The organism is Frankia tisae, from assembly GCF_025403405.1.
GTDB lineage: Bacteria > Actinomycetota > Actinomycetes > Frankiales > Frankiaceae > Frankia > Frankia tisai.
On the sequence record NZ_JANEZT010000210.1, the window covers coordinates 1 to 11,699 of the forward strand.

Here is an 11,699-nt window from a genome sequence, read left to right on the forward strand (position 1 = left end):
GGGGTCCACCAGCTCAGTCGCCCACGGCGTCGTCCTCCGCGGCGGCGACTCCGGTCCCCCGGGCGTGATGAATGCCTTCGTAGAGCCTGCTCAGCCGCCCGCGGATCCGCTCGGGCGCGACCTGCAGGTCAAGCGACGACGCCGAGCCGGCGGATCCGAGGAACAGGCTCGGGCTGGCCGCGCCGTCGACCGGCCCGGTGGGTGGCCCGGGTGGGATCTGCCCGGGAATTGGCACGGAGTTCGGGGTCCGGATCGGCAGCCCGGAGGCCGTGGCCGGCAGCGGCCCCGCCGCCGACCGGGAAGACAGCCGGGGTGTCGACGCCACGACCGGCTTCGGGACCGCCGGCAGCCCGGGCACCGTGAACGGCCCGCCAGCCGCTACCGAGCCGCCGCGCGATCCGGCGACGTCGACCGCGGCGAGGCCCACCGCGACCCGCTCGGAGCCCGACCCATCAGGTCCGTTCGGCCGGCCCGCAGGCCCGTTCGCCTGGCCGGGCGCCGCGGGAAGCTCCTCGCGGACGAACCAGTTGAACGGTCCGGCCGGCCCGTCGAGGGCCCGCGTCCCGGCGGCATTCTCGGAGAACGCCCGCAGCCCGGCGGTTGGCGACGTGAAGGCGGCCCACGCCGGCTGCCCGGCCGCGGGCGACGCCGCGTCCCCGGTGGCGCTCGGGTCGGGCCGCGCGGCGACGGCACGCTCGCGCCGGGTCGCCGCCCGTTCGCGTCGCCGGTCGAGCGCGGCGACGGCCTGCGCGATCGACGGCAGGTCCGCATCGCCCCCGGCCGCCGGCAGTGCCCCCGGGCCCGTCGGATCACTACCGGTGGGCCGGTCGACGCCGTCGAGATCGGCAAGATCGACGAGGTCGGCCAGATCGGCGAGGTCGTCGTCGGTGAGGCCGATGCCCCGGGGCCGGAACCATCCGCTGGTCGGCACGTACGGGGCAAACACGGGTGCCACGGGTGCCGCGGCGTCCGGGCCGCCGTCGAACCCGCCGGAACCGGCAACGTCGGCGCCGGGCGCCGCCACCTCCGCCGCCGCCTCGGCCTGCTTGGGTGCCCCCACCAGGCCATGGACGGAGACGGGGACGGAGACGGGGACGGGGACGGGGACGGGGTCACTCGCCACGAGCAGCGCCGCCGGTAGCCGCACGGACGCCCGCACCCCACCGGCGTCCGAACGGCTCAGCCGCACCTCGATGTCGTGGCGGTCGGCGAGGCGGGCGACGACGAACAGACCGAGGCGCTGGGCGATGGAGAAGTCGAACGTCGGCGGGTCGGCGAGTCGCTGGTTGACCGCGGCGAGCTCGCGCTCGGACATCCCGAGCCCGCCGTCGTCGATGGTGATGAGCACCCCGCCGTCGTCTGCGGTGGCGGCGAGGTCGACGGACAGGTACGGCGGCGAGAACTGTGCGGCGTTCTCCAGCAGTTCGGCCACCAGGTGGACGACGTGGTTGACGGAGTCCGCGGCGACGCGCGCGTCCGGCACGTCGACGATCTGGACCCGCTCGTACTGCTCGATCTCACCGAGGGCGGCCTGCAGCACATCACCGAGCGGCACCGGCTCGGCCCGGCGACGCCCCGGCCCGGTGCCCGCGAGGACCAGCAGGTTCTCACTGTTGCGGCGCATCCGGGTGGCCAGATGGTCGAGCCTGAACAGGTTCTCCAGCTGCAGCGGGTTCTCCTCGGCGGCCTCCAGCCGGTCGATGAGGGCGATCTGCCGTTCGATGAGGCTCTGGCTGCGCCGGGAGAGGCTGAGGAACAGGGTGTTGACGTTGCGGCGCAGGCTGGCCTGTTCCGCGGCGAGGCGCACCGCCTCCCGCTGCAGTTCGTCGAAGGTGCGCGCGACCTCGCCGATCTCATCTCGGGAGTCGATTCCGATCGGCTGAATCGTCGTGTCGACCTGCTCCGGGCTCACCGTGTGCAGCTCGGAGATCAGGCGCGGCAGGCGGACCTGGGCGACGTCGAGGGCGCCGCTGCGCAGCCGGCGCAGCGGCGCGGTCATCGTCCGTGCGATCGCCAGCGTCCACACGACCGCGCCGACGGTGATCACGAGGATGAGCGTGCCGATCAGGGCGATGCGCTGCCAGGCGGCGGAGCGCAGGTGCTCGGCGGAGTGGGTGACGTTGGCGAGCAGGTCGGACTCGACGATGCGCAGCAGCTCGATGTGGGTCGTGCTGGCCGCGAGCCACTGGTCGGGATCGATGTCGAGATCGGTCAGCCGCTGGCGTTGGATGGCGCGCTCGGAGATGCGCTTGACCGTCAGCACGGCCTGCCCGTTGACGATCTGGTCGAAGCGGGCGCGGTCGTCGGGACGGGCGGCGGAGCGGAAGGCATCCTGCGCCGTCTGCTCCTGGGCGAGCAGTCCGGCCAGCCGGTCGGAGGCGCCGAAGGCGAACCGCTGCGCGAAGCTCGTGGCGAACAGCTGCCCGCGGATCTCGGAGTCGATCTCCTTCAGCGCCGACACGTCGCCCAGCACGGTCGCGGCGTACCGCAGGTCCTCGTCGTCGCGGTCCTGCCCGATGCGGCCGTCGAGGTCGAGCAGGTTAGTGATCATGGTCGAGTACTGACTGAAGATCGCGTCCATGGGCAGGCCACCGGTCCGCACCGACCGGCGCAGCGCGGGCAGCCCGCCGATGTCGCCCTCCGCCCGATCAGCCACCCGCCCGGTGCCCGCGCCGAGGCCGCCGACGGAGGAGCCCAGTGTTCCGCGGAACCGAGCCATGGTTGCGTCGACCGCCCGCTGCTGGCTGTCGAGCCGGCCGGTGAGCGCGGTCTCGGAGTCCGCGCCGCGCCCGCTGCTGATGTACCCGACCGCGAGGTCACGTTCCAGCTGAAGTTCGTGCACCGTCGCCGTGACGTCCCGGCCGAGCTTCGCCGCGGTCACATCGCGGCCGTAGCTGGCGGCGTTGGACAGCCAGGTGACGCCCAGGAGGATCCCGAGAGCCAGGAAGGCCGCGGTGGGCACGGCCAGCGCGGCGAACAGCTTCCCCCGCACGGGCAGGTCGCGCAGGCTCGCCCACCGGCGTGGCCGCACCTCGCCACCCCCGACCGGCCCGGTCGCGACCGGGCGGCCACGGCGTGCCCGCCGCGACCCGGCGCGGCCCCGGTCGAGGACCCCGTGGGAGGTCTCCGGCGGCTCGCCCGTCACATCCTCGCCCCTTCCTGGCTCGATCACGCGCCCCGTACCTCTCCGCCTCTCGAACGCCCGGCTCCCGGAACCCGGATCCCGGAACCCGGAACCCAGGGCGGCGCCGGGTGAACGCTGCCGCCCAGCGGGGCCATGCGCACCCGACCGCGAGACGGTTGTCCTCACCACAGCTCCGAACCAAAAGGCTATTTGCGCACCGGACGCGACTGCCAGCGGGGTCTCTTGACGAACGGCCAGGCAATCGTCCGGGTTGAGTCCAACCATGCTGGGGATGACCCAACCCCACTGCGCCTGACCGACACCAAACCACTAGTGTCGGCGCCGGTCGCGGTAGCTTTCACCGCTCACTCCAGCCGGGCGCACGGGGAGCGTGATGATCCACGGTTTTCGAAGGGCGAGCGCGGCGGGTGTTGCGCTGATCTGCATCGCTGCACTCGCGGGCTGCAACGGTCGCGACAATTCCGGGCCACCCGCGGTTTCCGGGGAGGTCAAGATCGGCCTTCTCGCTCCGTTGACGGGCGGGAACACCGAAGCCGGCCGCGATGCCCAACGGGGAGCGGAACTCGCCAGCCGGTTCATCAACACCGGAGAAGACCACTCTGGATACTCCACTGGTCGAATCTGGGGACCATCAGGTCACGCCCGGCTGTCAATTGTGACGTTCGACACGAAAGGCGACCGGCAAACCGCGGCAGACGGTACGGCGACCCTGGCGGGCAGTGACGGCGTGGCCGGCATCGTCGGCGCATTCGGCGCCGACGCCACCCTGGACGCCAGCCAGCGGGCCGAGCGGCTGCAGACCCCGTTCGTCAGCGGCGACGCCGCCCTGACGGCACTCACCGAGCGCGGGCTGAGCTGGTACTTCCGGGCCGGGCCCGACGCCGCGGACTACGGCGGCGCCTTCCTGTCCCTGCTGCGCAACGCCGAACAGCCTGGTCAACAGCGTCGACGGGTGGCCGTGCTGTACGGCAACGACGCGACCGGCGCCGACCTGAGTTCGATCATCGCCGAGTACGGCGAGGAGGCCGGTTACCAGATCGTGGCCAACGCGCCGTACGAGCCGGGCGACGCCGATCCCTCGGCCGCGGTGGCGGCGATCCGCGCCGCCGCACCCGACGTCGTCCTCATGACGACGACTCCCGGCGCGGGGGCAGGTCTCGGAAAGGCATTCCAGGCCAGCGGGTACACGCCGCCCGCCGTCGTCGTCTACGGCGCGCCCGCGGAGGCCGCCCAGCTCGCCGCCATCCCCGGTTTCGCGGGCCGGGTGAGCCGGCAGGTCTCGTGGTCGCTGCCCGGCACCCGCGCCAACCCACTCGCCGCAGCGGTCACCGACCGTTATCAGCGCGACTTCGGCACCCCGATGACGGCGGACGCGGCGAGCGCCTTCACCGCGGTGACAATCTATGCCCGGGCAATCGAGGATGCCGGCAGTTCCGAACGGGAGCGGATACGCTCCGCACTTGTCGCGATCGATCTCCCGGGAGCCGCGACCATCATGCCCTGGAACGGCGTGCGTTTCGACGGAACCCACCAGAACACGCTTTCCGCAACGGTCGTCGAACAGGACACCGACGGGACATTCGCCACCGTCTATCCACGCGACCTGGCCACAACCTCGGTCCATTGGCCGCCGCCTGGAAGTCCAGCGTCGACCACCCGCGCCTCGGCCGGATCAGGGGCACCGGCAGCATCCATCGGCGCGCAGAACGGTTAGGCCGGCGGGTCATGCGGCACCATATTTGGACATATAGCAACGAATCGGTGAAGGCCGGCGCTCCGCCACGGGACAACGACGCCGGTGGGCCGGCGAGCGACGACGCAGGTGGGCCGGCGGGCGACCTCGCGCCGACGCTGGTGACGTTCACCGGCGCCGAGAAGCGCTACCCGGACGGCACCCAGGCCCTCGCTCCGATCGATCTGACGGTCCGCGACGGCGAGTTCGTGAGCATCGTCGGCGCGTCCGGCTGCGGCAAGAGCACCCTGCTGCGGCTGGCGTCCGGCCTGACCGAGGCCACCGCCGGCACGGTGGCGCCGTCGACCGACCGGATCAGCTACGTCTTCCAGGATCCGACCCTGCTGCCCTGGCGCAGCGTGCGGCGCAACGTGGAGACGCTGGCCGAGCTGACCGGCACCCCCCGCGCCGAGTACCGGCCGCGGGCCACCGAGGTCATCGATCTGGTGGGGCTCGGAGGGTTCGAGCGGCACCGGCCCCGCTCACTGTCCGGCGGGATGCGGATGCGGGTCTCCCTGGCCCGCTCGCTGGTGCTCTCCCCCGACCTGTTCCTGCTGGACGAGCCGTTCGGCGCCCTCGACGAGATCTCCCGGGAACGGCTGGGCGACGAGCTGCTACGACTGTTCGAGCTGCGCCGCTTCGGCGCCGCCCTGTTCGTCACCCACTCGGTCGCGGAGGCGGTGTACCTGTCGACCCGGGTCCTGGTGATGTCGCCGCGCCCAGGCCGGATGGTGGCCGAGTTCACCGTCCCGTTCGGCTTCCCGCGACCGGCGGAGCTGCGCTTTCGGGACGACTTCACCCGCTTGACCGCCGCGGTCTCGCGCCGCCTGCGCGACGGCGGCGGGCAGCCGGCGTGAGGGCGCTGCGCACGGGACGGCCACGGGCGACCTGGCGCGACCGCCTCGCCCCGCTCGTCCTGTTCGCGGTCATCATCGGCGTCTGGTACTTCGTGAGCCTCGTGGTGCTCGACCGGGACCGCCGGTTCCTGCTGCCCAGTCCCGACTCGGTCGTCCGCGTCGCCTTCCTCGACGGCCACAATCTCGCGCAGCTGCTGCGGGCGCTGTGGCTGTCGGCGTCGGTGGCGCTCATCGGCCTCGGGGTGTCGATCGGGCTGGGCATGGCCGTGGCGATCGCGATGAGCCAGGCCCGGTGGATCGAGAAGTCGGTGTACCCGTACGCGGTGATCCTGCAGACCATCCCGACGCTGGCGATGGTGCCGCTGATCGGCTTCTGGTTCGACTACGGCTTCCTCAGCCGGGTGATCGTCTGCGTCCTCATCGCCCTGTTCCCGGTGATCAGCAGCACGCTGTTCGGCCTGAAGTCGGTCGACCAGGGCATGCTCGACCTGTTCCGACTGCACCGGATCCCCCGCTGGCGCCGGCTGGTGTCGTTGCAGCTGCCGGCGGCGATGCCGGCGACGTTCGCCGGGTTCCAGGTCTCCGCCGGGCTGTCGGTCGTGGGCGCGGTCGTCGGCGACTTCTTCTTCAAGCAGGGCAAGCCGGGCATCGGCGTCCTGATCGATCTTTACCGGGCGCGACTGCTCTCCCAGCAGCTGTTCGGCGCGGTCATCCTCGCCTCGCTGCTCGGGGTCGTCGTGTTCACGTTCTTCGGCTGGCTGAGTCGACTGGTCACCGGTCGCTGGTACGGCGCCGAGACGCCCTGACGCCGCGGGGGGTTCACGAGCCCCGGGGGGTCTTCACGAGAGGGAGCAACATGGGACGTTTCCGACGAGGAGCCGCCGTCGCCTTCGGCACGGCGCTCGCCCTGGCCCTGGCGGCCTGCAGCGGGGACTCCGGTGGCGGGCCCGACACGGGGGCCGCCCCCGCGGCGCCGGCCGCCGCATCCGGCGACGCCATCAACCTGACGGGCGCCTGCCCAGCCAAGATCGTGGTCCAGACCGACTGGTTCGCCGAATCCGAGTACGGGTTCCTGTACAACCTCATCGGCTCGGACGCGAAGATCGACACTGGCAAGAAACGGATCACCGGCTCCCTCGTCTCCGGCGGCAAGGACACCGGGGTGGACGTCGAGGTCCGATTCGGCGGCCCGGCCATCGGGTACGAGCAGGTCAGCGCGCAGATGTACGTCGACAAGTCGATCAATCTGGGAATCGTCTCCACCGACGAGGCCATCCAGAACTCGGCCTCCCAGCCGACCAGGGCGGTGTTCGCGCCGTTCGAGGTCAGCCCTGGGATGATCATGTGGGACAAGAGCAGGCACCCGAACTTCACGACGCTGGTCGACATCGGGCAGACCGACACCAAGGTCCTCTACTACGAGACCGACGCCTACATGCAGTACCTGCTCGGCGCCGGCATCCTGCGCCGGGGCCAGGTCGACGGCAGCTACGACGGCTCCCCGTCCCGTTGGGTCGCCGAGGACGGCAAGGTCGCCCAGGCCGGGTTCGCCACCTCGGAGCCCTACATCTACAAGAACGAGCTCGGTGACGGGCACAGCTACGACGTCAACCTCCAGCTCGTCAACGACACCGGCTACCCGGTGTACGGGCAGGCCCTGTCGGTCCGCACCGGCGACGAGGCGAAGCTCGCCGGGTGCCTGAAGAAGCTGGTGCCGATCGTGCAGCGCTCGCAGGCGGACTTCATGGCGCACCCGCAGACGGCGAACGCGCTCATCATCAAGGCCGTCAAGGCGGACGCCGCGTCGGTGTGGAACTACTCGCCGGGGCTCGCCGCCTACGCCGTGCAGACGATGAAGAACCGGGCGCTGGTCTCCAACGGGTCGAACGCGACGATCGGTGACATGGAGCAGAGCCGGGTCAACCGGATGATCCAGATCCTGACCCCGATCTACGCGGGCCAGAAGAAGCCGGTGAAGGCCGGCCTCGTCCCCGCCAACCTGTTCACCAACCAGTACATCGACACGAGCATTGGACTGAAGTGACCGATCCCGCCGCCGTCGCACCGGCCAGCGCCGTCGCACCGGCCAGCTTCGTGCTGCGGGCCCGGCACGTGCTGACCATGGGCGCGGCCGGGCACGTGCGCGACGGCGCGGTCGCGGTGGTCGACGGGCGCATCGCCGCAGTCGACGGGTACGCCGCGATCGCGGCGCGGTTCGCGGACCTGCCGGTCATCGGCGACGGCGGCGGGATCATCACCCCCGGTTTCGTGAGCTGCCACGGTCACTTCTCGGAGGGCCTGGTCACCGGCATCGGGGAGACCCACACCCTGTGGGAGTGGTTCGTCCACGTGGTCGAGCCGATCGAGGCGCACCTGACCCGGGACATGGCCTACGTCGGCACGCTGCTGAAGGCGAGCGAGATGGCCCTGTCGGGGGTGACGACGGTCGGGGACATGTTCTGCTCGGCGCCGGGCACCCCGCCGGTCACCCCGGGGATCGTCGACGCACTCGACGTCGTCGGGGTACGCGGGGACGTCTCGTTCGGCCCTGCGGACGTCCCGCACGCCCGTTCCATCGACCTGATCGTCGCGGAGCATCACGCGCTGGCGCAGGCCGCGGCGGGCTCCCGGCGCACCCGGTTCCGGGTGGGCCTGGCCACCATCCCGGCCAGCAGTGACGCGCTGCTCGCGGCGACACGGTCGCTGCTGGGCGAGACCGACCGGCTGCATGTCCACCTGCACGAGGTCCGGGAGGAGGTGACCGCGTCACGCACGGCCCGCGGGATGAGCTCGATCGAGGTCGCCGCCCGGGCCGGCCTGCTCGACGCGCAGACGGTGGCCGCGCACTGCGTGTGGCTCTCCGACGACGACGTGGCGCTGCTGCGCCGGCACGCCGTCGCCGTGGCGCACTGCCCGGTGTCGAACATGATCCTGGCCAGCGGGGTCTGCCAGGTGCCGCGGCTGCTGCGTGACGCGGTACCCGTCGGCCTCGGCGTGGACGGCGCCGCCAGCAACGACAGCCAGAACATGCTCGAAACCGTCAAGGCCGCGGCGCTGTTGCAGAAGGTGCACCACCAGCAGGCCGACGTCCTGACCGCGCCGGCGGTGCTGCGGATGGCGACCCTCGGCGGTGCCCGCGCGCTCGGCCTCGACGACACCGTCGGCAGTCTGGACGTGGGCAAGGCCGCCGACCTGGTGCTGTTCGCCGAGGCGAGCCCGTCGATGGCATTCGTGCACGACCCCTACCAGGCCGTCGTCTACTGCGCCGGCACCCGGGACATCGCCGGGGTCTGGGTCGACGGCGAACGGATCGTCGCCGACGCCCGCATCCTCACCGCCGACCTCCCCGCGATCCTGCCCCGGGCCCGCGAGCTCGCCGTCGAACTCGCCACCCGCGCCGGCCTCGCCTCGGAACTCGCCATCCCCTGACGTCACCTGGTGCGGCGCCCCGGTCGTGCTTGCCCGGCCCGGCCCGGGTCGATCGTTACTTCAGGTAGTCAGTGAGGTGGACGAGAGCGGGGCTGTGCGTGGGAACAGGCGGGCACTCTCCCACGCATCCGCCATCGGCGCCCGTTTCGCGACCCACCTCAGCCACAGCGATCATGGTGTTCCACGGCGATCATGGTGTTCCACGGAGCCGCAGTGCGTTGCCCGGCCGCGGCCCCGGTTCCTGAAGGCTGCGGGAACCCGACGGTGCTGGGCGGACACATACCGGTATGGGGCAACGGTGACGGGTGAATCCGAGTCGGACGAGGCACTTCTGGCGCGGGCCGCGAACGTGGACGGGGACGGCACGGCGTTCGGACGGCTGTTCCGGGCGCATGCGGGAGCTGTGCACTCGTACTGCTTTCACCGTCTCGGGTCGTGGGGCGAGGCGGAGGATGCGACGTCGGTGGTCTTCCTGGAGGCGTGGCGGCGGCGGTCCGACGCGGTGGTGGTGTCGGGGTCGTTGCGGTCCTGGCTGCTCGGCGTCGCGACGAACGTGATGCGCAACCAGCGGCGCGCCGCCCGCCGGTACGACGCCGCGCTGTACCGGCTGCCGCCGACACGTGCCGAGCCGGATCATGCCGACGACGTCGTGTCGCGGCTGGATGACGAGCGGCGGATGCGGGCGGTCCTGGCCGAGCTCGCGGTGCTGGATCGTGGGATGCGGGAGGCCGTCGTGCTGGTGGCGATGGAGGGTCTGACCTACGCGGAGGCCGCGGTGGCGCTTGGTATCCCGGTGGGGACGGTGCGGTCCCGGTTGGCGCGGGCGCGCGACCGGCTGAAAAAGGTACGCACGGCGGCTGACCCGTGGGATCTGCCCGCCGAGGTAGCCGGTCCGGCGGGGGAACTGCCCGCTCGCCTTCCTGGTCGGGGCAGGGCGCGGGATGTCTGATCTGGAGTTTCGGGACCTTCCGTCACAGCGGCCGATGCCCGCGGAACGTCTGGAGCAGCGTCGGGCACTGCTCGAACGGCACGTCGCCGCATCGCTGCGACCGTGGCCGAAACCGTGGTGGCGACGGCGACGGGTGCTGATACCCGGTGCTGTGGTCGCCGTCGCCTGCCTTGCCGCGGCCGGCTGGGGACTGCGGCCCGCCGGCCTGGCGGAGCGGGCGAGCGCCGTCGGTTGCTATTCCGCGGTGAGCCTGCAGAGCGACACCATCGTCATCGGCGGCGCTGCCGCGGCCGATCCCATCGGCTCCTGCCTCGGGGCCTGGCGGCGCGCCGGGCTCGAACCCGGCGCCGGAGCAGTCGCCTGCCTGCGCGATGACGGGGGTATCGCCGTGTTCCCGCGCAAGGATGCCTGCGCGTCCCTGGGGCTGCGGCCGTTCGCGGGTGTTTCGGACCGGGCGCGGCGGGTCGCCTCCTTCCAGCACGAGGCGATCGACCTGGTGGCGGCGGATCGCTGCCGTCCGCGTGCGGAGATCATGGCCGATCTCCGGCGCGCGTTGACTGCCCACGGGTTGTCCTCGTGGTCGATCGACGACAGTGGATTCGGCCAGCCCTTCGCTCGGGACCGGCCCTGCGCCAGCCTCGCCATCGACGACGACCGGTCAGCCGTGATTGTCGTTCCGTTCCCCAGGCTCCCTGCGCGGTGAGGCCGTGCGGGTCGGTCTCAGGAGGTGACCGCCGCACGGCCGCCCATCAGGGGTCGGGTCAGGCGCGCAGGGTGAGGTCGGCGACGAGGACGGGGTCCAGGCCGCCGGGAGTGCCGTCCGGCTCGGTCTTCGACACGGTCAGCCGCGCGGCGCGGCCGTCGAGATCCAGCATGGCGAGCTGGCTGTCGAACCAGGGGCCGTCGGTCACCTTCCAGCGCAGCGCCCGCCGCGGCGCACCGGCGAGTCGCGCGAACGCCCCCGACACCACGGCGAACGAGGTCCGGCGGGACAGGGCGTCGATCCGACGGATCCCGGGACCGAGCGGGTTGCGAAACGGTGAGCAGACGGCCTGCCAGACCGGCACGTCCAGTCCCGCGGGACCGACCTTCGACAGGTCGGCTCGGGCGAGGTAGGCGTGGTGCACGTCGCCCGAGAGCACGACGACGCTGGCGGGGGCGGGGCCGTGCTCGCCGGCGCTGACGGCGCGCAGCAACTCCGTCATCGCATCGAAGGACGCCCCGAACGCCGCCCAGTGTTCGAGATCCAGCGCCTGGCGCAGCCGCTCGGCCACACCAGCCGCGCGGCGGCCCCACCGACCGGCCGCGATCTGCTCGTTGGCCGCCTCGACGTTGTGGATGAGTGGGCTGAGCAGGTACGGCACCGACGTGCCGAGCAGCAGGTGGTCGACCTCGCCGGTGTGCTCGGTCTGCTGGCGCACCCAGGCCCACTCGGTGGCGTCGACCATCGCGCGCGTGCCGTCCGCCGCGACGACCCGCGTCGCCCGCGAATCGATCACGACCAGCCGGGTCCGACCCAGATCCCAGCGGAAGCTCCACCGCACCGTCCGCTCCCGCGGGTCGGCGTCGGACGAGTCTGCGCTGGCC

The 11,699-nt window shown here is 72.0% G+C and carries 8 protein-coding genes and 1 pseudogene; 7 read left to right on the forward strand and 2 right to left on the reverse strand.

Features of this window, described 5'->3' with window-relative positions; genetic code table 11:
• Nucleotides 1-13: 13 nt before the first annotated feature.
• A complete protein-coding gene (locus NBZ85_RS19340; RefSeq protein ID WP_261562351.1) occupies nucleotides 14-3,145 on the reverse strand; it encodes a nitrate- and nitrite sensing domain-containing protein in 3,132 nt (1,043 codons plus the stop codon).
• Between the two features lie 373 nt (nucleotides 3,146-3,518).
• Between NBZ85_RS19340 and NBZ85_RS19345 the strand changes: the two genes are divergently transcribed.
• The 7 genes from NBZ85_RS19345 (at nucleotide 3,519) to NBZ85_RS19375 (ending at nucleotide 10,815) form a co-directional block, all read left to right on the forward strand.
• Nucleotides 3,519-4,859 carry an ABC transporter substrate-binding protein gene (locus tag NBZ85_RS19345; RefSeq protein ID WP_261558222.1) on the forward strand — a complete coding sequence of 447 codons (1,341 nt, stop codon included), beginning with the start codon at nucleotides 3,519-3,521 and terminating at the stop codon, nucleotides 4,857-4,859.
• Between the two features lie 11 nt (nucleotides 4,860-4,870).
• Nucleotides 4,871-5,734 (forward strand): ABC transporter ATP-binding protein, encoded by an 864-nt coding sequence (locus tag NBZ85_RS19350; protein WP_261558223.1) that lies wholly within the window; start codon nucleotides 4,871-4,873, stop codon nucleotides 5,732-5,734.
• Nucleotides 5,731-6,540 carry an ABC transporter permease gene (locus NBZ85_RS19355; protein ID WP_261558224.1) on the forward strand — a complete coding sequence of 270 codons (810 nt, stop codon included), beginning with the start codon at nucleotides 5,731-5,733 and terminating at the stop codon, nucleotides 6,538-6,540. The genes NBZ85_RS19350 and NBZ85_RS19355 overlap by 4 nt, the downstream gene beginning before the upstream one ends.
• A 50-nt stretch (nucleotides 6,541-6,590) precedes the next feature.
• The gene (locus NBZ85_RS19360; RefSeq protein ID WP_261558225.1) at nucleotides 6,591-7,778 is read left to right on the forward strand and encodes a hypothetical protein; all 1,188 of its coding nucleotides are present in this window, start codon (nucleotides 6,591-6,593) and stop codon (nucleotides 7,776-7,778) included.
• Nucleotides 7,775-9,163 carry an amidohydrolase family protein gene (locus NBZ85_RS19365; RefSeq protein WP_261558226.1) on the forward strand — a complete coding sequence of 463 codons (1,389 nt, stop codon included), beginning with the start codon at nucleotides 7,775-7,777 and terminating at the stop codon, nucleotides 9,161-9,163. The genes NBZ85_RS19360 and NBZ85_RS19365 overlap by 4 nt, the downstream gene beginning before the upstream one ends.
• Nucleotides 9,164-9,461: 298 nt before the next feature.
• Nucleotides 9,462-10,112: an RNA polymerase sigma factor gene (locus NBZ85_RS19370; RefSeq protein WP_261558227.1), complete on the forward strand. Its 651-nt coding sequence runs from the start codon at nucleotides 9,462-9,464 to the stop codon at nucleotides 10,110-10,112.
• Between the two features lie 34 nt (nucleotides 10,113-10,146).
• Nucleotides 10,147-10,815, forward strand: coding sequence for a hypothetical protein (locus tag NBZ85_RS19375; protein ID WP_261558228.1), 669 nt, complete (start codon nucleotides 10,147-10,149; stop codon nucleotides 10,813-10,815).
• 58 nt (nucleotides 10,816-10,873) lie between these two features.
• On the opposite strand, the pseudogene NBZ85_RS19380 reads toward NBZ85_RS19375, so the two are convergent.
• Nucleotides 10,874-11,699 (reverse strand): annotated as a pseudogene (locus tag NBZ85_RS19380) (alkaline phosphatase D family protein); the annotation flags it as partial.